Consider the following 21,435-nt stretch of genomic DNA (forward strand, 5'->3'; position numbering starts at 1 on the left):
AGACAAGGAGCTATGATGAAACGCACGCTCATCCTGACCTCGGCGCTGGCGCTGGCCGCGGGGGCCGCGCAAGCCCAGGACAAGCAGCTGAATCTGCTGTCCTGGGGCGGGGCCTATGGCAACAGCCATGTGCAGGCCTATGCCAAGCCCTTCGAGGCCAAGACCGGGATCAAGGTCGCGGTCGCGGATGCCGACAACCCCGCCACGCCCCTGAAAGCCCAGGTCGAGGCGGGCAACGTCACCACCGACGTGGCCTCGGTCGAATATGCCGATGCCGTGCGGCTGTGCGACGAAGGCCTGCTCGAGGAAATCGACGCCTCGATCCTGGTCCCCACGGCGGACGGCACCCCGGCGGCCGACGATTTCATCGAAGGCGCGGTGACGGACTGCTTCGTCGGCACCGACGTCTATTCGATGATCATCGCCTATGACGACGGCAAGTTCTCCGATGCCAAGCCCGCCACCCCGGCCGATTTCTTCGACACCGCGACATTCCCCGGCAAGCGCACCATGCGCAAGGGCGCCAAGTTCAACCTGGAGCTGGCGCTGATGGCGGACGGTGTGCCCGCCGATCAGGTCTACGAGGTGCTGGGCACGCCCGAAGGCGTCGATCGCGCCTTCAAGAAGCTGGGCGAGATCAAGAACGACGTGATCTGGTGGGAAGCCGGCGCCCAGCCGCCGCAACTGCTCGCCGATGGCGAGGTCAGCATGGCCTTTGCCTTCAACGGCCGGATCTTCGACGCCGCCCAGAAAGAGGGGAAGCCCTTCAAGATCCTGTGGGACGGCCAGATCTATGAGATGGAGGGCTGGGTGGTACCCAAGGGCGCGCCGAACCTCGAGGCGGCCAAGGAATTCATCGCCTTCTCGACCGCGCCGGAACAGCAGGCCCGCGCCGCCGAGTTCATCAGCTACGGCCCGCCGCGCAAATCGGCCGCCGCCCTGGTCGGCAACATCGAGGGCACCGACGTGCCGATGGGCCCGAACCTGCCGACCTATGCCGAGAACATGAAGGCGGCCCTGGCCTCGAACCTCGACTTCTGGGTCGATCACGATGCCGAACTGCAGGAACGCTTCAACGCCTGGCTGGCGGCAAGCTGAGGCTTTCCGGGCCGGGGGCAAAGGCCCCGGCCCGGTCGCATCCCGACACGGGGGATGCCAACAAGAACGGCCAATGCGCCGAACAAAACCAACGGGAGCAACACCATGAAAAGAACCCTGATCCTGACCTCGGCGCTGTGCGGCCTGGCTTTTGCGGCACAAGCCCAGAACAAGGAGGTCAACGTCGTCTCCTGGGGCGGCTCGTATGAGAAGTCCCAGGTCGAGGCCTATAACAAGCCCTTCCAGGAAAAGACCGGCATCAAGGTCAACATGATCGCCGCCGACAACCCCGCCACGCCCCTGAAGGCGCAGGTCGAGGCCAACAACATCACCGGCGACGTGTTCGACATCGAGACCTCGGACGCGATCCGGCTGTGCGACGAAGGCGCGCTGATGGAAATCGACCCGGCCACCCTGCCGGCCGCGCCCGACGGCACCCCCGCGTCCGAGGACTTCATCCCTGGCGCCCTGCAGGACTGCGCGGTTGCCAACATCTTCTGGGGCACGGTCATCGCCTTCGACAGCACCAAGTTCACGGATGCCAAGCCCTCGACCGCGGCGGATTTCTTCGACACCGCCAAGTTCCCCGGCAAGCGCGGCCTGCCCAAGGCGCCCAAGCGCACGCTCTATCTGGCGCTGATCGCCGACGGCGTGGCGCCCGACCAGATCTATGAGACGCTGTCGACCCCCGAAGGCGTCGACCGCGCCTTCAAGAAGCTCGACACCATCAAGAAGGACGTCGTCTGGTGGGAAGCCGGCGCCCAGCCGGTGCAGTTGCTCGCCGATGGCGAGGTCACGATGGCCACCGGCTACAACGGTCGCTTCTTCGACGCCATGGTGGCCGAGGGCAAGCCCTTCGAGATCATCTGGGACGGGCAGTACATGGACATGGACATGTTCGCCATTCCCAAGGGCGCGCCCAACCCCGAGGCGGCGATGGAATACCTGAAGTTCGCCACCGACACCCAGCGCCTGGCCGATCAGGCGAAATGGATCGCCTATGGCCCCTCGCGCAAATCCTCGGCGGCGCTGGTCGGGCTTTACCAGGACGGCAAGACCGAGATGGCGCCGCACATGCCGACCAATCCCGACCACATGACCACCGCCGTGATGGACGACCCGGAGTTCTGGGCCGACCATTCGGCCGAACTCTCGGAACGGTTCAACAGCTGGCTGGCCGCCGGCTGACGCATCCGCCGCCGTCCGGGTGCCGGGCGGCGGCCTTCCGACAAGACGATTGCAGGTAAGGACCAAGATGGCGAACGCGCTTGACCCCCATGCCGCCATAGTGACCGAGGCGGGCGGCCTCGACCAGGGCGGGACGCTGACGACCAATGACGGGCAGCCGCTGGCCCGCGCGCTGGCGCGCAGTTCGCGCCGTGCGCGACGGCGCGCCTTCCTGCTGGTGCTGCCGCTGCTGCTGTTCATCCTGGTCACCTTCGTGGTGCCGATCGGGCAGATGCTGCAACGCTCGGTCAAGAACGACGGCTTCTCGGCCAACATGCCGCAGCTTTCGGCCTGGTTCCACGACAACCCCCGCGGCACCGCGCCCGACGATGCCGCCTGGGCGGCGCTCGCCGCCGATCTTTCCGCCGCTGCCGAGGCGCGCACCATCGGCGTCGTCGGCACCCGCATCAACTACGACATGCCGGGTACGCGCTCGCTCTTCACCTCGGCGGGGCGCAAGGCCCGCGGCGGGCTCGAGCCGCCCTACCGCGAGACCATCCTGGACATGGACCAGAAATGGGGCGACCCCCGGCTCTGGTCCGTCATGCGCGAGGCCTCGACGCCCTATACCGCGAACTTCTACCTGGCGGCGGTGGACCGCACCCGCGACGACCAGGGCAACATCGTGCAGGCCCCCGAACAGCAGCGCGTCTATCTGATGCTGTTCCTGCGCACCTTCTGGCTGTCGCTGGTCATCACCGCGACGACCTTCCTGCTGGGCTTTCCGATCGCGCATCTGCTGGCGACGCTGCCGATGCGCAAATCGAACCTGCTGATGATCCTGGTGCTGCTGCCGTTCTGGACCTCGCTTCTGGTCAGGACCACGGCCTGGATGGTGCTCTTGCAGCAGCAGGGCGTGGTCAACGACATCCTGGTCTGGCTGGGCGTGATCGGCGACGGCAACCGGCTGCAGATGATCTTCAACCAGACCGGCACCATCATCGCGATGACGCATATCCTGCTGCCCTTCATGATCCTGCCGCTGTATTCGGTGATGCGCACGATCAATCCCAGCTATGTCCGGGCCGCGCGATCCCTGGGCGCGACCAGCTGGACCGCGTTCCGCCGGATCTATTTCCCGCAGACCCTGCCGGGGCTCGGGGCCGGGGCGCTTCTCGTCTTCATCCTGGCGGTGGGCTATTACATCACCCCCGCGCTGGTCGGCGGCTCCAGCGGGCAGCTGATCTCCAACATGATCGCGATGCACATGACGCAGACGCTGAACTGGTCCATGGCCGCCGCGCTGGCCGCGCTGCTCCTGGGCGGCGTCCTGATCCTCTACTGGGTCTATGATCGCCTCGTCGGCATCGACAACCTCAAGCTGGGATAACCATCATGGCGCTTCCGACCTATGCCTCGCCGCTGGAGAAAGCCTGGCACTATTGCTACCTCGCGATCTGCGCGGCGATCTTCTTCTTCCTGATCGCCCCCATCGTGGTGGTGATCCCGCTCAGCTTCAACGCCGAGCCCTATTTCACCTTCACCGACAAGATGCTGTCCTTCGACCCCAGCGGCTATTCGATGCGCTGGTACGACAGCCTGCTGACCTTCGGCATGACCCAGCCGGACGGGCCGCGCGGCCTGGCCTGGTGGGCCGATGTCTGGCAGAACGCGAAATGGGTGCAGGCCGCGAAAAGCTCGATCATCATCGGCTTCTTCTCGACGATCCTGGCGACGGTCCTGGGCACGCTGGCCGCGCTCGGCCTGTCGCGGCCCGAGATGCCCTATCGCCGGCTCATCATGGCGGTGCTGATCTCGCCCATGATCGTGCCGATCATCATCACGGCGACGGGCATGTTCTTCTTCTACTCGAACCCCTGCGAGCCGCTGACCTGGATCGGGCTCAACCCCAGCTGCGGCCGGCTTGCCGGCACCTATCTGGGGGTGATCCTGGCCCATGCGACGCTGGGCATCCCCTTCGTCATCATCACCGTGACGGCCACGCTGATCGGCTTCGACCAGTCGCTCGCGCGGGCCGCGGCCAGCCTCGGGGCGAACCCGCGCACCACCTTCTTCCGCATCATCATGCCGCTGATCCTGCCCGGCGTGATCTCGGGCGCGCTCTTCGCCTTCGTCACCTCCTTCGACGAGGTTGTGGCGGTGCTCTTCATCGCCGGCCCCGACCAGCAGACCATCCCCCGCCAGATGTGGAACGGCATCCGCGAACAGATCTCGCCCGCGATCCTCGCCGTGGCGACGCTCCTGGTGATCTTTTCGATCGCGCTTCTCGCCACGGTCGAGATGCTGCGCCGCCGCTCGGAACGGCTGCGGGGCGTCACCCCGCATTGACGCAAACGCCGCCCCCCTGTCTTCGGGCGGGCGGCTTTCACCGTTTCCCAAATACCCCCGCCGGAGGCGTCCTCAGGGCGGACCGGGGTCGAACCAGATCGTCAGCGAGCCACGGCGTTTGAGCGCTTCATTGTAGGCTGGCCAGTTCGTGGTTTGGTACATCGTGGGTGTCGGTCTGCTCACCCCCGGCGCCATGCTGGCACGTGATGACGGCCGAGCGCATCGGCGCGGCCGGCAGCTGGAACAGCAGCCCCAGCCCATAGGTGGTGACCGGGTGGACGACCAGCGAACACAGGCAGCAGATGGCGATGGCGGTGCTGTCGCCCTCGGGCTTGTAGCGGTGCAGGACGCCGCCCAGGCCGAACAGCGCGGCGGGCAGGGCGGCGCGCGCCATCATGTCGACCGCCGCCCAGAACCCCTGGGGCATGACCAGCCCCGCACGCGTCAGCAGGTTCATCGCTACCCCGCACAGGATGCCGATGATCAGCGGTGTGTGCAGCACCCCCGACAGCGCCCGCATGGCGATCTGGCTGACCGCCAGGCTTTGCCCGCGCGCCCGGGTGATCTCCATCATGGTGATGCCGAAGGTGTAAAGCAGCGGCGAATGGATCGCGATGATCGCGACGTTGCCCGCGATCGCCTCGGCGCCATAGGCGCGCTCCATGATCGGGATGCCCAGCAGCAGCGAGTTCGAGAACAGGCAGCAGAACCCGATGGCCACCGCATCCGTGCCCGGCCGCTTCAGCCAGTACAGCGCCAGCCCCCAGCCGATGAAATAGGACAGGAAGGCTCCGCTATAGAAGGCGATCCACATGCCCAGGTTGAAGTTCTCGGCCATGTCCAGCCGGGCCACGCTGGCGAAAAGCAGGACCGGCACGGCGAAGTTCTGGGCAAAGCGCATCAGCCCGTCCACCGCGACCTCGGTGAACATCCTGCGCCAAGCCACGACATAGCCGAAACCGATCACGATGAAGACCGGCAGGATGACGTCGAACAGGATCGTCATGTCAGCTCAGGTCCAGCACCAGCCCGTCGTGGGCGGGGATGACATGCGGCGGGGTCTGGCGCATCACCGCGTCGTAATCCAGGTCGATGTGCATGTTGGTGATGACGCCGCGCCGGCAGCCCGAGCGCGCGATCCACTCCACCGCCAGGTCCAGATGGGCGTGGCTCGGGTGCGGGCGATAGCGCAGCCCGTCGCAGACAAAGACCTCGGCCCCCTGGATGGCGGGCCAGGCGGCGTCCGGGATGGACTTCACGTCGGGCAGATAGACCAGCCCGCCCGCCGGCGCCGCGATGCGGAAACCCAGTGCCGGAATGTCGCCGTGGCTGACCTCGAAGGGCCGCAGGCGCAGCGGCCCGCCCGCACCCTCGACTGCAAACGCGCCCTCGATCGGCAGCAGCGTGCAGATCGGCGGATAGGACGAGCCCTCGGGTGTGTGGAACACATAGCCGAGCGGTCCGAAGCTGCGCGCTGGTCTGCGCATCGGCATGCACGGGAATGCGGCGGTCCATGTTGTAGGCCAGCTGTCGCAGGTCGTCGATGCCGTGGATATGGTCGGCATGGGGATGGGTATAGACCACCGCATCGACCGCGCCGATCCCGGCGTCCAGCAGTTGCGGCACCATGTCGGGCCCCGTATCGATCAGCACCCGCGTCGTGCCCCGGGGGCCCTCGCGTTCCAGCAGCAGCGCGCAGCGCCGCCGCCGGTTCCGGGGATTGGCCGGATCGCAGTCGCCCCAGCGATTGCCCAGGCGCGGCACCCCGCCCGACGACCCGCAGCCCAGGATGGTGGCCCGGAACGCCCCGGTCATCCGGCGGCCTTGCCAAACAGCCGGTCGAAATTCGCGGTCGTCAGGGCGGCGAACTCGGCCTCGCTCAGGCCAAGGGTCTGGGCGCCGACGCGGGCGGTATGGACCACATGCGCCGGTTCGTTGCGCTTGCCGCGAAAGGGCGGGGGCGCCAGATAGGGCGCATCCGTCTCGACCAGGATGCGGTCGCGGGGGGCCGCGGCAAAGATCTCGCGGATCTCGGTCGAGCGCGGGAAGGCCGCGATGCCCGACATCGACAGGTAAAAGCCCAGGTCCAGCGCGGTGCGGGCCAGATCGGGGCCGCTGGTATAGCAATGCATCACGCAGTCGAAGGCGCCGACCCGGTGCTCCTCGGTCAGGATGCGGGCCATGTCGGCGTCGGCGTCGCGCGAATGGACGATCAGCGGCAGGCCAGTGCGGCGCGCAGCCCATGCGGATGCGCAGGCTCTCGGCTGGATGACGGCCTTTCATCGGTGTAGTGGAATCGAGCCCCGTTTCGCCGATGCCGACGAACTTCGGGTGACGGGCCAGGACGACCAGTTCCTCGACGGCGACCAGGGGCTCCTCGGCGGCATACATGGGATGGGTGCCGGCGGCATAGAACAGCCCCGCATGCGCCTCGGCCAGCGCGCGCACGGCGGGCTCCTTGCGCAGCCGGGTGCAGATCGTGACCATGCGGCGCACGCCGGCGGCGCGGGCACGGGCGATCAGCGCCGCCGCCTCGCCGTCGAAATCGGGAAAATCGAGGTGGCAGTGCTGTCCACAAGCTCGGGCAGGGCAGGGCTGTCGGTCATCGGAATCCCGTGTGGCGCGGCTCAGGCGGGCTGGTTCGCAAGCCCGACTAGCATATCCATCACCAGCGCGGCGGGGTCAAGGTTGACCGCCCGCCCGACGCGCGCCCGCGCCGAAAGCTCGGCCTGCGCCTCGGCCCACAGGCGCGCGGCGCGGGGATCGGGCGCAAGCCGCGTCAGCACCTCGGCCTCGGCCCCGGCGGCCTCGGGCAGGGGGGCGCCCATCAGGCCGGTGCGGGCCGCCCGGGTCGGAAGCGGTCGAGCAGCGTCACCACCAGGTCGAACGGGTCGCCCTCGGCCCCCGGGCGCGCGCCCGCGGTTTCGGCCAGCGCCGCGGCGGCGCGGCGGTCCATGCGGGGGTGCTGCGCGAACAGATCGACGATGCGCTGTACAGCGCCAGCCCGTTCTGGCCGGCCAGCCGCACCGCCTCGCCGGCCGAGCCGCCGGCCAGCGCGGCCAGCCGCTCGGCGTCGTCCGCGACGCCCAGGCCCGCCAGCACGCGGGCCATGTCCGCCGGTTGCAGCGGCTGCAGCCGCAATTCCCGGCAGCGCGAGCGGATGGTCGGCAAAAGCCGGCCCGGCTGATGCGCCACCAGCAGCAGCGTGGCGTCCTGCGGCGGCTCCTCGAGCTGCTTCAGCAGGGCGTTGGCGGCGGCGGCGTTCAGTTCGTCGGCGGCGTCGATGATCGCGACGCGGCGTCCACCGTCAGTGGCCGAAAGGTGGAAAAAGCTCTGCAGCTTGCGGATCTCGTCCACGGTGATCTCGGCCCGCAGGCGACCGGTCCGCTCGTCGACCGGGCGGCGGACCAGGTGCAGCCGCGGCTCGGACAGCGGCGATGCGGCGCACGGCAGGGTTTCGGGCGGCACCGCCAGCCTGCCGGCGCACCCCCTGCGATCAGCCATTTCGCGATGGCCCAGGCCAGGGTCGCCTTGCCCGATCCGCGCGGGCCGGTCAGAAGCCAGCCGTGATGCAACCGCTGCGCCTGGGCCGCCGCCAGAAAATCGCGCACGGCGCCGTCCTGGCCGATGACCTCGGCGGCCTCGCGCGGGTGGGGCGCACCCGGCACCCGGTCGGATTCGGGCAGGGCGTCCTCGGTCATGGCAGGGCGGCCAGCACGCGGGCGGCCACCGCATCCTCGGGGCCATCGCCGTCGATGACGCTGATGCGGCTGGGGTATTCCCGGGCGAGTGCCAGAAAGCCCGCGCGCAGCCGCTGCTGGAATTCCAGCCCCAGGCTTTCGAACCGATCCTCTGCCCCGCCCCGGGCTTTGCTCCGCGCCAGCGCGGCCGCGGGGTCCATGTCGATCAGGAAGGTCAGGTCCGGTTCGATCCCGATGACAAGGCGGTGCAGCGCCTCGACCAGCTGGCGGTTGCCGTCGCGCGCCACGCCCTGATAGACGCGGCTGGAATCGGCAAAGCGGTCGCTGACCACCCAGGCCCCGCGATCGAGCGCAGGCCGGATCAGCCGTTCCACATGGTCGCGGCGCGCGGCGTTGAACAGCAGCAGTTCGGTTTCGGGCGACCAGCGCTCCTGGCCACCCTCGACCAGCAGCGCGCGGATCTGTTCCGCCCCGTCGCTGCCCCCGGGTTCGCGGGTCAACACGGTCTCATGCCCTAGGGCGCGCAGACGATCGGCCAGCAGGCGCGCCTGGGTGGACTTGCCCGAACCGTCGATGCCTTCGAAGCTGATGAACATTCCCGCGGTCAGTTCTGCGCGGCCTGCCAGGCGCGCTGGCCCAGCCGGGTGGCCGCGTTCTGCAGCCGGCCCATGACCCCCGCGCGGCCCACGTCCTCGGCGGCGATCAGCGGCTGGCGGGACTGGCCGGTCCCGGGGATCGTCACGACAAGCTCGCCACCGGTGTGATCCGGATGATCGGCGCCTCGAAGGGGTCATCGCCCTGGGGGCTGACCTGACCTGCGCGCCCGCCGGCAACAGCACCCTGACCCCGTCCTCGGTCGTCAGGCCGACGCGGCTTTTCTCGCCCAGCCAGACCGGAGCATGCGCCACGATCCCGCCCTGCGGGATGATGGTGCGCATGGTGAACTGGCGATAGGCCCAGTTCACGATGCGCTCGGATTCCTCGGCCCGGGCGCGATCGCTGGGAAGGCCGGTGATGACAAAGATGATCCGCCGTCCGTCCTGCACCGCCGAGCCGACCAGCCCGTAGCCCGCCTCCTGCGTGTGCCCGGTCTTGAGCCCGTCTGCCGTCCAGTCGCCGTTCCCCAAGTGCAGCAGCGGGTTGCGGTTGTTGGAGTTCGACGGGACGCGGCCCTTGTAGTTGTATTCGGTCAGGGCGAAGTTCTTGTAAAGCTCGGGGAAATCGCGGATCAGGTGCTCGGCCAGCAGGCCCAGGTCGCGCATCGACATCCGATGGTCGGGATGCGGCCAGCCCGAGGCATTGGCGAAATGAGACTGGGTCATGCCCAGTTGCCGCGCCCGTTCCGTCATCTGCCGGGCAAAGGCCTCCTCGGTGCCGGCCAGCCCCTCGGCCACGACCACGCAGGCGTCGTTACCCGAGTTGATGATGATGCCGTGGATCAGTTCCTCGACCGTGGGACGGTCGGCGGGTTCCACGAACATCTTCGATCCGCCGGTCTGCCAGGCCTTGGTCGAGACCGGGAAGGTCGTGTCCATCGCCACCCGTCCGTCGCGCAGCGCCTCGAACAGCATGGTCAGGGTCATCAGCTTGGACATCGAGGCCGGGGGCAGCGGCTCGTCGGCGTTCTTTTCCATCAGCACGGTGCCCGTCGACATGTCATAGACCCAGGCCGCCTTGGCGTTGGTGTCGAAGGCGCGCGCCGGCAGGGCCATCAGCATGAGCAGGGCAAAGATGCGGAACGTCAGAGCGCGCATGATCAGTCCTTGGCAGTTCGCTTTGCCCATCGTTACCCTAGCCCCGACCGGGCCGCAACGCCGGTCGGCTGAATGTCCCGTCTTGTTGAACGACCGCAGGTTGCGGACCGCCCGGCAGGGTCAATAGCTGCGGATCAGGCCCACCAGCCGACCCTGCACCCGGACCTTGTCCTCGGGCAGGACGCGGGTTTCATAGGCCGGGTTCGCCGCCTCCAGCGCGATCATCCCGCCCTTGCGGCGATAGCGCTTCAGCGTCGCCTCATGCCCCTCGACCAGGGCCACGACGATGTCGCCGTTCTCGGCCGTGTCCTGTTCGCGGATCACCACCACGTCGCCGTCGTTGATCCCGGCCTCGATCATCGAGTCGCCCTTGACCTCCAGCGCATAGTGGCGCTCCTGCCCGGCCAGCATCGAGCCGGGCACCGCGATGTGGTGCGACACCTCGGAGATGGCCTCGATCGGGACGCCGGCGGCGATCCGGCCCATCACCGGCAGGTCCACCGCCGACACCGAGATCGGCATCGCGCCGCGGGGCAGGGGCGCGGCGGCGCGCGCGTCCCCGTCGATCACGCGGGGCTGAAAGCCCGAGCCCTTGCTGAGGCTGTCGGGCAGGCGGACGATTTCCAGGGCACGGGCGCGATGCGGCAGGCGGCGGATGAAGCCGCGTTCTTCCAGGGCGGTCACGAGGCGATGAATTCCCGATTTCGAGCGCAGGTCCAGCGCCAGTTTCATTTCGTCGAAGGACGGTGGCACCCCATCCCGGGCCATGCGCGCCTGAATGAATTCAAGCAGTTGGATTTGCTTCTTTGTCAGCATCGTTTTGTCCCTGCCTCGCCGCGACCGCCATCATGTTCATTGAATGTTCTAGCGGACTCAAGTCCTTGCGTCAACCTTTTCGCCGATTCGGGTAAAAAAGCGGTTAACCGGCGTGCAGCGGCAGGATGGTCACGCGCGAACCGGCGGGACGGGCGGGGTCGTGGGCCGGCCGGACCAGCAGGGCGTCGGCCTGCGCCAGCAGCCACAGCCGGGCGCTGTCCTGGTCGGGGAAGGGGTCGACCAGCGGCAGCCCGTCCCCCGGCGCAAGCCGCGCGCGCAGGTAATGCTGGCGGTCGCCCTCGGGGGGCAGGTCGCGCGCCAGTTCGGCCTGGGCCAGGTCCGGGCCCGGCGGCAGGCCCTGCATCGCCCGGATCAGCGGTTGCATGAACAGCTTCGCGCAAACCACTGCCGACACAGGATTTCCCGGCAGCCCCAGCATGGCGGCGCCGGCGATCCGCCCGGCCATCAGCGGCTTGCCGGGCCGCATCGCCAGCTTGAGAAGCTGCGCTGCATCCCCGGTCCGCCGCGACCTTCGCCACCAGGTCGTGATCGCCGACCGAGGCGCCGCCGATGGTCACGACCAGGTCGCAGCCCTCGGCTTCGGCAAAGCGGGCGCGCAGGCTCTCCTCGGTGTCGCGGGCAGCGGCAGGACCCGGACCTCGGCCCCCGCCTCGCGGGCCAGCGCGGCGATGGCGATGTCGTTCGAACTGACGATCTGCCCCGGCGCCGGCGTCGTGCCGGGCGGGACCAGCTCATCCCCGCCGGCCAGGATGGCGACGCGGGGCCGTCGCGCGACCGTCACGCGCGCGACGTTCATCGCCGCGATCAGCCCCAGGTCCGAGGCACGCAGCGCCCGCCCCGGCAGGAATGCCGTGCCTTCCGAAAAATCGTTTCCTTTCAGGCGGATGTTCAGGTTCTCTCCGGCATCCGCGACGGTGATGCGGTCGCCGTCTCGGGTCACGATCTCCTGCATCACCACGCGGTCATAGCCGGCGGGCACCGGCGCCCCCGTAAAGATGCGGATCGCGCTGCCCGGGGGCGTGTCGCCCGCATAGGGCACGCCAGCCGCCGCCGTGCCGACCACCGCCAGCGGCCCCGGCAGGTCGGCGCTGCGCAGCGCATAGCCGTCCATGGCCGAGGCGTCGAACGGCGGCTGGGTCAAGGCCGCGACCGCGGGCGAGAGAAGGGCGCGCCCCTGCCCCTCGGCGACGGGGATGTCCTCGGCCTCGGGGCGAGGGCAAGGGCCAGCACCAGGGCCCGGGCTTCATCGACGCTGATCATGCCGGCTCCTCAGCTTGCCTTGAAATTGCCCGACTTGCCGCCCGACTTGGACAGCAGGCGGATGCCTTCGATCCGCATGTCCTTTTGCGCGGCCTTGAGCATGTCATAGACCGTCAGGCAGGCGGTGGTGACGGCGGTCAGCGCCTCCATCTCGACCCCGGTCTTGCCGGTTGTCCTGACCGTGGCCGTCACCCGGACGCCGGGCAGGGCGGCATCCGGGACAAGATCGACCGAGACCTTGGCGATGGGCAACGGATGGCACAGCGGGATCAGCTCGGAGGTGCGCTTGGCCCCCATGATCCCGGCGAGCCGCGCCACGCCCAGCACGTCGCCCTTGGCGGCGCCGCCTTGCGCCAGCGCCAGGGTTTCGGGCGCCATCAGCACCAGTCCCTCGGCCACCGCCTCGCGCGCGGTGTCGGCCTTGCCCGAGACGTCGACCATATGCGCCTGGCCCTGGGCGTCGAAATGCGTCAGGCTCATGGCGCGCCTCCCAGAATCTGGCGGGTGGCGGCGGTCACGTCCGGCTGCCGCATCAGGCTTTCCCCGATCAGGAAGCGCTTCACCCCGGCATCCGCCATGCGGTCCAGGTCGGCCGCGGTGAACAGCCCGCTTTCGCAGACCAGGTCGCGTCCGGGCGGCAGCATCGGCGCCAGCTGCAGCGTCACCTCAAGACTGACCTCGAAGGTCTTGAGATTGCGGTTGTTCACCCCGATCAGCGGCGATTTCAGGCGCAGGGCGCGCTCCATCTCGGGGGCGTCATGCACCTCGATCAGCGCATCCATGCCCCAGTGAATCGCGGCATCCTCAAGCTCGGCGGCCAGGGCGTCGTCGACCGAGGCCATGATGATCAGGATGCAATCGGCGCCCCAGGCCCGCGCCTCGGCCACCTGATAGGGGTCGTAAAGGAAATCCTTGCGCAGCGCGGGCAGAGAGCAGGCGGCGCGCGCGGCACCCAGATAATCGGGCGCGCCCTGGAAACTGGGGCCGTCGGTCAGCACCGACAGGCAGGCGGCGCCCCCTGCCTCATAGGAGCGGGCCAGCGCCGGCGGGTCGAAATCCGGCCGGATCAGGCCCTTGGAGGGGCTGGCCTTCTTGATCTCGGCGATCAGCGCGTGGCCCGTGGCGGCCTTTTCGGCCAGGGCCCGGGCAAAGCCGCGCGGGGCATCGGCCGCGCGCGCGCGCGCCTCGACCTCGGCCAGGGGCCGGGCGGCCTTGGCGGCGGCGATCTCCTCAAGCTTGTAGGCCTTGATGCGGTCCAGGATGTTCATTCTGCGTCCTTATCCGTAAGCGCCCAGTCCACCGGCGCCTCGCCCCGGGCGCAGAGCCAGTCGTTCACCCGCGAGAACGGACGCGATCCAAAGAATCCGCGCCGCGCCGACAGGGGCGAGGGGTGGGCCGTCGCGATCACCAGATCGCAGTCGCGCGGCAGACCCGCCACCGCCTTCTGCGCATGCGCGCCCCATAGGACAAAGGCCAGCGGGCGTTCGGCCTGGGCCCGCGCCACGGCCTGCCTCGCCAGCCTGTCCCAGCCCCATGTCGCATGGGCGCCGGCCTGCCCCGGCAGGACCGACAGGGCGGTGTTCAGCAGCAACACCCCCTGGCGCGCCCAGCCGGACAGGTCGCCGTTCGGCGGCGCCGCGCCGATGTCGTCCCGCATCTCGGCAAAGATGTTTTTCAGCGAGCGGGGCAGCGCGGTCTCGGGCGTGACCGAAAAGGCCAGTCCGTTCGCGTGCCCCGGCGTCGGATAGGGGTCCTGCCCCAGGATCACCACCCGCGCGGCAGCGGGCGGCGTCAGCGCCAGGGCGGCAAAGACGCGCCCCGGACCCGGCAGCCAGTCGCGGTCGCGCAGCCGCGCCGCGATGGCGGGCCAGTCGTCCCGAAAGAACGGCAGGTCGGCCCAGGGCGCGGGGACCGGCGGGGCGGTCATTGCCGCTCGACTCACCGACCAAGCATGCAAGTCGATTTCCTCCAAGCATACGCCAGCGAGACGCTCAATCGACCGCTTCTTGGATCATGTCTGACAGAACCCTCGCGCAAGCTGAACGCCCGCCCGCTATCTGCACGCACCGGCGGCGTTCAAGGCCACCGCGTCGCGATAGGCGCCGCGCTCGCCGGCCAGCAGCGCGCGCAGCGCGGCCGCGTTCTGCGCCGGGTCGCCGCCCAGGATCGCCTCGAACGGGTGCTCGGGCAGGCCGGCATCCTCGGGCGAGACCTCGAACTCGGTCACCTCGCCGTCCTTCAACTGCGCGACCCAGCTGGGCCCGGCGATGGACAGCTCGTCCGTGCCGTCGCCGCCATGCACCAGCCAGGCCATGTCGCTGCCCAGCTCGCGCAGCGTCTCGGCCATGGGCCGGTTCCAGACCCGGTCGAAGGTGCCCGTCAGCTGCCGGCGGACCGAGCCCGGGTTGGTCATCGGCCCCAGCAGGTTGAAGATCGCCGCGTGCCCAGTTCCGCCCGCGCCGGGCCGACATGGCGCATCGCCGGGTGGTGCATCGGCGCCATCATGAAGCAGATGCCGGTTTCCGCCAGCGCGCGTTCCGCGACTTCGGGCGGCGTCATCACGTTCAGCCCCAGATGGGTGATCGCATCCGCGCTGCCCGATTTCGACGACAGGTTGCGGTTGCCGTGCTTGGCGACCGGCACGCCCGCGCCCGCCACCACGAAGGCCGCCGCGGTCGAGATGTTCAGCGTGCCCTTGCCGTCGCCGCCGGTGCCGACGATGTCGATGGCGCCCTCGGGGGCCTTGATGCGGTTCATGCGGGCGCGCATGGCGCGGGTGGCGGCGGCCATTTCCTCGACCGTCTCGCCGCGTACGCGCATCGCCATCAGCAATCCGCCGATCTGGGCGGGGGTCGCGGCGCCCTCGAACAGCGCGCCGAAGGCGGCCTCGGCCTCGGACCCGGTCAGCGGACGGCTTGCGGCGATGCCGATCAGCGGGCGGATGTCGGTCACGCTCATGCGGCGGCGTCCAGGTTCATGCAGCGGCGCAGGAAGTTGCGGATCATGTCGTGCCCGTGTTCCGAGGCGATGCTTTCGGGGTGGAACTGCACGCCCTCGATGGGCAGGCTGCGGTGCATCAGCCCCATGATGGTGCCGTCGCCGGCCGTCGCCGTGACGCGCAGGCAGTCGGGCAGAGAGGCGGGCTCGACCGTCAGCGAATGATAGCGCGTCGCCGTCAGGGGCGAGGGCAGGCCCGCGAACACGCCCGTCCCGTCGTGGCTGATCGCGTCGGTCTTGCCATGCACGATCCGGTCCGCGCGCACCACCTTGCCGCCAAAGGCCTCGCCGATGGCCTGATGGCCCAGGCAGACGCCCAGCATCGGCACGCCCCGCCCGGCCGCCGCCTTGATCAGCGGCACGATGATCCCGGCCTGGCCCGGCGTGCAGGGCCCGGGCGAGATCACGATGCCCTGCGCCCCCATCGCCAGCGCCTCCTCGACCGAAAGCGCGTCGTTGCGGCGCACGACCACATCCGCCCCAGCCTCGCCCATGTAATGGACGAGGTTCCAGGTAAAGCTGTCGTAATTGTCGATAAGCAGGATCATGGTGTCGCCTTGGATTGGGCCGCGCCGCGGGCAGGGCCCCTGCATGGGGGGTGCACCCCGGAAAATCTGCGGCTATAGATGGGCCAAAGCGGCGCGGGGGGTCAAGCCCGCGGGGCAAGAAAACAGGCGTGGGCAGAACGGAATGGCCAAGGGATTCGCGGCAGGGCTGGTTCATGGGGCGCTGGCCTGCGGCGCCGGGCTGGTCGCGCTGGCGCTGATCCTGCCGCCGCCGCAGGCGCCCACCCAAGCCCCGCCCCCGGTCGAGGTGCCGGCCGCCACGACCCCGGCGCCCGCGGCCGAAACTCCTGCGCCCGAAACTCCTGCGCCCGACATCCCCGCGCCTGCGCCCATCTCCGAACCCGTCCCGGCGCCCGCTCCGGTTCCCGATGTGGCCCCCGCGCCCGAGCCCGCACCGCAACCGCCGACCCAGGAACATGCCCCGGACCGGCCGAGACCCGGCGCCCCGCGCCCCGGCGCGATAGCTTCAGCGCCGGCAGGATCGGATACGCGCGCACCGGCGTCCGCCGCCCCAGGCGCCCGCGCCCTGGCCCCGCAGGGCCCCAGCCCCAGGCGCCCGCGCCCGCCGCCATGCCCGCCGCCGAACCGGCGCCGGTTCCTGCGGGCCCGGCCGGCCTGCCCCAGGCGCGGGGCGTGGCGCCCTTGGCCTCTTCCTGCGCCCGCCCGAGCCGGACGCGCCAGACCGGGCGCCATGCCCGAGCAGGCCCGCGCCCCCGCGCTGCCCGTTGCCCGCGTCGATGCCCCGCCGCGCGACCAGGCGCCCGCCGCCGAGCCCTTTCCCGCCGCCGAGCCCGATCCCCAGCCGCGCCCGCCGACCCCCAGGCCGAGGCGATCGCGGCCCAGGTCGCCGCCTCGGTCGCCGGCAGCGCGGGCCAGGGGCAGGACACGGACGACGGCGGGGCCGCCCCCGACCTGTGGACGCCCCCCGACCTCGGGCAGTTGATCCAACCCAAGGCCCAGACCCCATAAGGCCCAGACCCCATGATGCCCCTGAACCCCGCCCTTGCCGCGACCTTCCGCCCCCCGGTGATGGAGGCGCGGCGCTGGCTGGCCGATGCGGCCTTTCCGCCCGACCGGCCGCTCATCAACGTCAGCCAGGCCGCCCCGGTCGATCCGCCGCCCGAAGGGCTGCGCCAGGCCATCGCCCGCGCCGCGCTGGACCAGGCCGACGCGCATCTTTACGGCCCCGTGCTGGGCCGCCCCGCGCTGCGCGAGGCGGTGGCGGCGCGCTGGTCGGCGGATTACGGCGGCAGCGTCGGCCCCGCCCAGGTCGCCATCACCCAGGGCTGCAACCAGGCCTTCTGCGCCGCGATCCAGACGCTGGCGCGGGCGGGCGACCAGGTGATCCTGCCGCTGCCCTGGTATTTCAACCACAAGATGTGGCTCGACATGCAGGGCATCGGCGCGGTCGGCCTGCCCTGCGGTCCGGGCATGATCCCCGACGCCGGGCAGGCGGCGGCGCTGATCACCGAACGCACCCGCGCCATCGTGCTGGTCACGCCCAACAACCCCTCGGGCGCCGAATACCCGGCTGGGACGGTGCGCGCCTTCTACGACCTCGCCCGCGCCCGCGGCATCGCCCTGATCCTGGATGAGACCTATCGCGATTTCGACAGCCGCGAAGGCGCGCCGCACGACCTGTTCGCCGACCCCGACTGGCCGGGCACGCTGATCCAGCTTTACAGCTTTTCCAAGGCCTACCGCCTGACCGGCCACCGCGTCGGCGCGCTGATCGCCAGCGAGGACCGCATGGCCGAGGTCGAAAAGGTGCTCGACACGCTGGCCATCTGCGCCAGCCAGCTTGGCCAGATCGGCGCACTCTGGGGCATGCAGAACCTCGGCCCCTGGCTCGCGGGCGAACGCGCCGAGATCCTGGCCCGGCGCGAGGCGGCGGCCCGGGGCATCGCCTCGCTCGACGGCTGGCGCGTCAAGGGCTGCGGCGCCTATTTCGCCTGGGTCGAACACCCCTTCGCCGAAAGCGCGGCCGCGCTGGCGCCCCGGCTGGTCCGGCAGGCGGGCATCCTGATGCTGCCCGGCACCATGTTCATGCCCGAGGCCGATCCGCAGGGCGCGCGCCACTTCCGCATCGCCTTCGCCAACGCCGACCGCGACGGCATCGCCCGCCTGGTCGAGCGGCTGCGCGGCTGGGACCCCGACCGATTGTGACCGCCGGCGGGCCCGCGCGGCCCTTGCCCGCGGCCCCGCATCCCCCTAAAGACTGGCGCAAGCGACGAAAAAGGGCAGGGCAGATGCGCGGCAAGGGCAAACAAACCATCGTATGGCTGCTGATGGGCATGCTGGTGCTGGGCCTGGGCGGCTTCGGCGTCACCAACTTCTCGGGCGGGACCGCCGATGTCGGCGCCGTCGGCGATGTCGAGATCTCGTCCCAGGACTACGCCCGGGCGCTGCGCACCGAGATCCAGGGCTCGCCGCCCAGACCGGCCGCCAGCTGATCCCCGGCCGAGGCGAAGTCCTCGGCCTCGACCAGGCCGCGCTCCGCGCCTCTACGTCGCCGCCGCGCTCGGGACGAGGCGAACCGCATCGGCGTCTCGGTGGGCGACAAGGCGGTCGCCGACCAGATCACCGCGATCCCCGCCTTCAAGGGGCTCGACGGCCGCTTCGACCGCGCCCGCTATGCCGACGCGCTGAAGCGCGAAGGGCTGCGCGAGGCGGAATTCGAACACGACCTGCGCATGGACGAGGCGCGCCAGATCCTGCAGGGCGCCACGCTGGCCGCCGTCGCCGCCTCGCCCTCGGTCACCGAACGCTCGCTCGCCTGGCTCCTGGAAACCCGCGACATCCACTGGCAGGAGCTGACCGCGGCCGATCTGCCCGCGCCCATCGCCACGCCCGACGACGCCACGCTCGAGGCCTGGCACAAGGCCAATGCCGACCGCTTCACCCGGCCCGAGACGCGCAAGATCACCTATGCCTGGCTGACCCCCGAGATGCTGGAGGACAAGGTCCAGGTCGACGACCAGGCGCTCCGCGACCTCTATCAAAGCCGCATCGACGAATTCCAGCAGCCCGAGCGGCGCATGGTCGAACGCCTGGTGTTCCCGACCCCGGCTGCCGCGGCCGAGGCGCGCGCCCGCCTCGACCGGGGCGAGACGACCTTTGAACAGCTCGCCGCCGAACGCGGGCTGACGCTTGCCGACATCGACCTGGGCGAAGTCACCCAGGCCCAGCTCGGCGCCGCCGGAGAAGCGGTCTTCGCGCTGGACCAGCCGGGCATCGCCGGGCCCGCGCCCAGCGACCTCGGCCCCGCGCTCTATTCCATGAACGCCATCCTCGAGCCGGTGGACGTGTCCTTCGAACAGGCCCGGGCCGACCTGCGGGTCGAGGCGGCGGTGGACCGCGCCCGGCGCCAGATCGACGACCAGGCCGCGCAGTTCTCCGACATGATCGCCGGCGGCGCCTCGCTCGAGGATCTGGCCCGCGACACGCCGATGGAACTGGGCCAGATCGACTGGACCGGCCAGGAACAGGCGTCCCCCGACAGCATCGCCGCCTATCCCGAGTTCCGCCAGAAGGCGGGCGCGCTGACCGAACGCGACTTCCCCGAACTGGCCACCTTCGAGGATGGCGGCGTCTTCGTCCTGCGCCTCGACGCCATCGAACCCCCCGCCCTGATCCCCTTCGCCGAGGTGCGCGACCGCGTGGCCGAGGACTGGACCCAGAACGAGACCCACCGCCAGCTTCTGGCCCTGGCCGAAGAGCGCAAGCTTGCGACCGAGGCCGCGGCCGACCCGCCGGCCCGACGCCCGCCGCACCGCCCCGGTGGCCCAGGCGGTCGGCGCCCAGCCCGCCCCGGGGCCCAGCCCGAACCGGCGCCCGCGCCCGACCGGGGCCGCGCCGAACCGGGCTGGTGCGCGGCGGCTTCATCGCGGGCGTCCCGCAGGCGCTTGTCACCCAGGCGTTCCAGATCGAGACCCCCGGCGCGACCGAGGTGGTCGATGCCGAAAACCGGGTGTTCCTGGTGACGCTCGACCAGATCCACCCCGCCGATGTCTCGGGCGAGGATGCGGGTCAGATGCGCGACGCCATCGCGGCGCGGATGGCCGACAGCCTGCGCCAGGACGTGTTCGACTATTACAGCCGGGCGCTTCAGGCTCGCGCCGGCGCGACCGTCAACCAGACCGCCGTGGATGCGGTGAATGCACAGGCCCAATGATGGACATCTCTCCCGATTTCCCGGCGTTTGAACGGGGTTGGAACGCGGGCCGCAACCAGCTTCTGACCATGCGGCTGGCGGCCGATCTGGATACGCCGGTCAGCCTGATGCTGAAGCTGGCCGAGGCGGCGCCGAACAGCTTCATGCTGGAAAGCGTCACCGGGGGCGAGATCCGGGGCCGCTTCTCCTTCGTCGGGATGAAACCCGACCTGATCTGGGAATGCCGCGACGGCAAGGCGCGCATCAACCGCAATGCGCGCTATTCGGACGATTTCCAGCCCGACGACCGGCCCGCGCTCGACAGCCTGCGCGCGCTGATCGCGGAAACCCGCATCGACATGCCCGACGGCGTTCCGGCGGGGGCGGCGGGCCTGTTCGGCTATCTCGGCTACGACATGATCCGGCTGGTCGAACGCCTGCCCGACGTGAACCCCGATCCGCTGGGCCTGCCCGACGCGATGATGCTGCGCCCCTCGGTCGTCGCGGTCCTGGACGGCGTCAAGGGCGAGGTCGCTCTCTGCGCCCCCGCCTGGGCCCAGGACGGCATCCCCGCCCGCGCCGCCTATGCCCAGGCCGCCGAGCGCCTGTCCGAGGCGCTGCGTTCGCTCGACCGCCAGCCGCACGAACCCCGCGCGCTGGGCCATGATCTGAAGGTCGGCGAACTGCGCGCAATTCCTCGCGGCTTCTTCTCGGCGCCGGAGCGCCAGTGCAAGAAGCTCATCCGCGCGGGCGAATCTTCCAGGTGGTGCCGTCGCAGCGCTGGTCGATGGACTTCCCGCTGCCGCCCTTCGCGCTCTACCGCTCGCTCCGGCGCACCAACCCGTCGCCCTTCATGTTCTACCTGAACTTCGGCGGCTTCCAGATCTGCGGCGCCAGCCCCGAAATCCTGGTGCGCCTGCGCGAAGGCCAGGTGACGGTCCGCCCCATCGCCGGCACCCGCAAGCGCGGCGACACCCCCGACGAGGATCGCGCGCTGGAAGCGGACCTCCTGTCGGACGAAAAGGAACTGGCCGAGCACCTGATGCTCTTGGACCTTGGCCGCAACGACGTGGGCCGGGTGGCCAAGATGGGCACCGTCACGCCCACCGAGCAGTTCATCGTCGAACGCTATTCCCACGTCATGCACATCGTCTCGAACGTGGTGGGCGAGCTGCGCGAGGGCGAGGATGCGCTCTCCGCCCTGCTGGCCGGGATGCCCGCCGGCACCGTCTCGGGCGCGCCCAAGGTCCGCGCGATGGAGATCATCGACGAACTCGAACCCGAAAAGCGCGGCGTCTATGCCGGCGGCGTGGGTTACTTCGCCGCCAATGGCGAAATGGACATGTGCATCGCGCTCCGCACCGGCGTCATCAAGGACGGCCAGCTTTACATCCAGGCCGGCGGCGGCGTCGTCTACGACAGCGACCCCGAGGCCGAGTTCATGGAAACCGTGAACAAGTCGAACGCGCTGAGAAGGGCCGCCGAGGAAGCGGCAAGGTTCGTGCGGGGGAATGGCTGACCCCCGGCCGCGCCGGATGTAAAGCACGCTTGAC

General features: G+C 70.0%; 16 protein-coding genes and 6 pseudogenes. 9 read left to right on the forward strand and 13 right to left on the reverse strand.

Annotated elements, in window-relative coordinates:
• The first annotated feature begins 15 nt into the window (after positions 1 to 15).
• The 4 genes from DPM13_RS13845 (at position 16) to DPM13_RS13860 (ending at position 4,614) form a co-directional block, all read left to right on the forward strand.
• Complete coding sequence (locus tag DPM13_RS13845) at positions 16 to 1,098, forward strand: ABC transporter substrate-binding protein (protein WP_189654684.1); 1,083 nt, start codon at positions 16 to 18, stop codon at positions 1,096 to 1,098.
• A 105-nt stretch (positions 1,099 to 1,203) separates the two neighbouring features.
• Complete coding sequence (locus tag DPM13_RS13850) at positions 1,204 to 2,286, forward strand: ABC transporter substrate-binding protein (protein ID WP_112888779.1); 1,083 nt, start codon at positions 1,204 to 1,206, stop codon at positions 2,284 to 2,286.
• 67 nt (positions 2,287 to 2,353) lie between these two features.
• Positions 2,354 to 3,655 (forward strand): ABC transporter permease, encoded by a 1,302-nt coding sequence (locus DPM13_RS13855; protein ID WP_036761838.1) that lies wholly within the window; start codon positions 2,354 to 2,356, stop codon positions 3,653 to 3,655.
• A 5-nt stretch (positions 3,656 to 3,660) separates the two neighbouring features.
• Complete coding sequence (locus DPM13_RS13860; protein ID WP_028718246.1) at positions 3,661 to 4,614, forward strand: ABC transporter permease; 954 nt, start codon at positions 3,661 to 3,663, stop codon at positions 4,612 to 4,614.
• 127 nt (positions 4,615 to 4,741) lie between these two features.
• Here the strand turns inward: DPM13_RS13860 and DPM13_RS13865 are convergent, their stop codons facing one another.
• From DPM13_RS13865 to DPM13_RS25225, 13 genes and pseudogenes are all read right to left on the reverse strand, one after another.
• Positions 4,742 to 5,620: an AEC family transporter gene (locus tag DPM13_RS13865; protein WP_223252032.1), complete on the reverse strand. Its 879-nt coding sequence runs from the start codon at positions 5,618 to 5,620 to the stop codon at positions 4,742 to 4,744.
• Between the two features lies 1 nt (position 5,621).
• Positions 5,622 to 6,429, reverse strand: a pseudogene (locus DPM13_RS13870) (MBL fold metallo-hydrolase).
• A pseudogene (locus DPM13_RS13875) lies at positions 6,426 to 7,245 on the reverse strand (TatD family hydrolase). The pseudogenes DPM13_RS13870 and DPM13_RS13875 overlap by 4 nt, the downstream one beginning before the upstream one ends.
• Positions 7,242 to 8,315 (reverse strand): annotated as a pseudogene (locus DPM13_RS13880) (DNA polymerase III subunit delta'). The pseudogenes DPM13_RS13875 and DPM13_RS13880 overlap by 4 nt, the downstream one beginning before the upstream one ends.
• Positions 8,312 to 10,069, reverse strand: coding sequence for a dTMP kinase (gene tmk / locus DPM13_RS27210; protein WP_397244598.1), 1,758 nt, complete (start codon positions 10,067 to 10,069; stop codon positions 8,312 to 8,314). Before tmk ends, DPM13_RS13880 begins: the two are co-directional and overlap by 4 nt.
• 120 nt (positions 10,070 to 10,189) lie before the next feature.
• Complete coding sequence (lexA, locus tag DPM13_RS13895; protein ID WP_028718239.1) at positions 10,190 to 10,885, reverse strand: transcriptional repressor LexA; 696 nt, start codon at positions 10,883 to 10,885, stop codon at positions 10,190 to 10,192.
• Positions 10,886 to 10,988: 103 nt separating this feature from the next.
• Positions 10,989 to 12,166, reverse strand: a pseudogene (locus tag DPM13_RS13900) (molybdopterin molybdotransferase MoeA).
• 9 nt (positions 12,167 to 12,175) lie between these two features.
• Complete coding sequence (moaC, locus tag DPM13_RS13905) at positions 12,176 to 12,646, reverse strand: cyclic pyranopterin monophosphate synthase MoaC (protein ID WP_112888223.1); 471 nt, start codon at positions 12,644 to 12,646, stop codon at positions 12,176 to 12,178.
• Positions 12,643 to 13,434, reverse strand: a complete 792-nt coding sequence (gene trpC, locus DPM13_RS13910) for an indole-3-glycerol phosphate synthase TrpC (protein ID WP_112888224.1) — start codon at positions 13,432 to 13,434, stop codon at positions 12,643 to 12,645. Before trpC ends, moaC begins: the two co-directional genes overlap by 4 nt.
• Positions 13,431 to 14,093: a uracil-DNA glycosylase gene (locus tag DPM13_RS13915; protein ID WP_028718235.1), complete on the reverse strand. Its 663-nt coding sequence runs from the start codon at positions 14,091 to 14,093 to the stop codon at positions 13,431 to 13,433. Before DPM13_RS13915 ends, trpC begins: the two co-directional genes overlap by 4 nt.
• A gap of 135 nt (positions 14,094 to 14,228) precedes the next feature.
• A pseudogene (gene trpD, locus DPM13_RS13920) lies at positions 14,229 to 15,124 on the reverse strand (anthranilate phosphoribosyltransferase); the annotation flags it as partial.
• The gene (locus tag DPM13_RS13925; protein WP_028718233.1) at positions 15,121 to 15,711 is read right to left on the reverse strand and encodes an anthranilate synthase component II; all 591 of its coding nucleotides are present in this window, start codon (positions 15,709 to 15,711) and stop codon (positions 15,121 to 15,123) included. The pseudogene trpD and the gene DPM13_RS13925, both read right to left, overlap by 4 nt.
• 171 nt (positions 15,712 to 15,882) lie before the next feature.
• A complete protein-coding gene (locus DPM13_RS25225; RefSeq protein WP_189654685.1) occupies positions 15,883 to 16,677 on the reverse strand; it encodes a hypothetical protein in 795 nt (264 codons plus the stop codon).
• A 33-nt stretch (positions 16,678 to 16,710) separates the two neighbouring features.
• Between DPM13_RS25225 and DPM13_RS13930 the strand changes: the two genes are divergently transcribed.
• From DPM13_RS13930 to trpE, 5 genes and pseudogenes are all read left to right on the forward strand, one after another.
• A complete protein-coding gene (locus DPM13_RS13930) occupies positions 16,711 to 17,895 on the forward strand; it encodes an aminotransferase (RefSeq protein WP_112888225.1) in 1,185 nt (394 codons plus the stop codon).
• Positions 17,896 to 17,978: 83 nt separating this feature from the next.
• Positions 17,979 to 18,182 (forward strand): SurA N-terminal domain-containing protein, encoded by a 204-nt coding sequence (locus DPM13_RS23605; RefSeq protein WP_223252033.1) that lies wholly within the window; start codon positions 17,979 to 17,981, stop codon positions 18,180 to 18,182.
• Positions 18,183 to 18,281: 99 nt separating this feature from the next.
• The gene (locus tag DPM13_RS13935; RefSeq protein WP_262983135.1) at positions 18,282 to 19,712 is read left to right on the forward strand and encodes a peptidyl-prolyl cis-trans isomerase; all 1,431 of its coding nucleotides are present in this window, start codon (positions 18,282 to 18,284) and stop codon (positions 19,710 to 19,712) included.
• Positions 19,679 to 19,903, forward strand: a complete 225-nt coding sequence (locus DPM13_RS23610) for a hypothetical protein (protein ID WP_223252034.1) — start codon at positions 19,679 to 19,681, stop codon at positions 19,901 to 19,903. Before DPM13_RS13935 ends, DPM13_RS23610 begins: the two co-directional genes overlap by 34 nt.
• Positions 19,903 to 21,401, forward strand: a pseudogene (gene trpE, locus DPM13_RS13940) (anthranilate synthase component I). The gene DPM13_RS23610 and the pseudogene trpE overlap by 1 nt, the downstream one beginning before the upstream one ends.
• Positions 21,402 to 21,435 lie beyond the last annotated feature (34 nt).

The sequence above is a fragment of the Paracoccus mutanolyticus genome (genome assembly GCF_003285265.1).
In the GTDB taxonomy this organism is placed as follows: Bacteria; Pseudomonadota; Alphaproteobacteria; order Rhodobacterales; family Rhodobacteraceae; genus Paracoccus; species Paracoccus yeei.

Excerpts from the sequence above, each read along its gene's own strand:
- DPM13_RS13925 (WP_028718233.1), bottom strand. The coding sequence starts at position 15,711 with ATGATCCTGCTTATCGACAATTACGACAGCTTTACCTGGAACCTCGTC.
- DPM13_RS13855 (WP_036761838.1), top strand. The coding sequence starts at position 2,354 with ATGGCGAACGCGCTTGACCCCCATGCCGCCATAGTGACCGAGGCGGGC.
- DPM13_RS23605 (WP_223252033.1), top strand. The coding sequence starts at position 17,979 with ATGCGCGGCAAGGGCAAACAAACCATCGTATGGCTGCTGATGGGCATG.
- DPM13_RS13915 (WP_028718235.1), bottom strand. The coding sequence starts at position 14,093 with ATGACCGCCCCGCCGGTCCCCGCGCCCTGGGCCGACCTGCCGTTCTTT.
- DPM13_RS13865 (WP_223252032.1), bottom strand. The coding sequence starts at position 5,620 with ATGACGATCCTGTTCGACGTCATCCTGCCGGTCTTCATCGTGATCGGT.
- DPM13_RS13860 (WP_028718246.1), top strand. The coding sequence starts at position 3,661 with ATGGCGCTTCCGACCTATGCCTCGCCGCTGGAGAAAGCCTGGCACTAT.
- tmk (WP_397244598.1), bottom strand. The coding sequence starts at position 10,069 with ATGCGCGCTCTGACGTTCCGCATCTTTGCCCTGCTCATGCTGATGGCC.
- moaC (WP_112888223.1), bottom strand. The coding sequence starts at position 12,646 with ATGAGCCTGACGCATTTCGACGCCCAGGGCCAGGCGCATATGGTCGAC.
- DPM13_RS13845 (WP_189654684.1), top strand. The coding sequence starts at position 16 with ATGAAACGCACGCTCATCCTGACCTCGGCGCTGGCGCTGGCCGCGGGG.
- DPM13_RS13930 (WP_112888225.1), top strand. The coding sequence starts at position 16,711 with ATGATGCCCCTGAACCCCGCCCTTGCCGCGACCTTCCGCCCCCCGGTG.
- trpC (WP_112888224.1), bottom strand. The coding sequence starts at position 13,434 with ATGAACATCCTGGACCGCATCAAGGCCTACAAGCTTGAGGAGATCGCC.
- DPM13_RS13850 (WP_112888779.1), top strand. The coding sequence starts at position 1,204 with ATGAAAAGAACCCTGATCCTGACCTCGGCGCTGTGCGGCCTGGCTTTT.
- lexA (WP_028718239.1), bottom strand. The coding sequence starts at position 10,885 with ATGCTGACAAAGAAGCAAATCCAACTGCTTGAATTCATTCAGGCGCGC.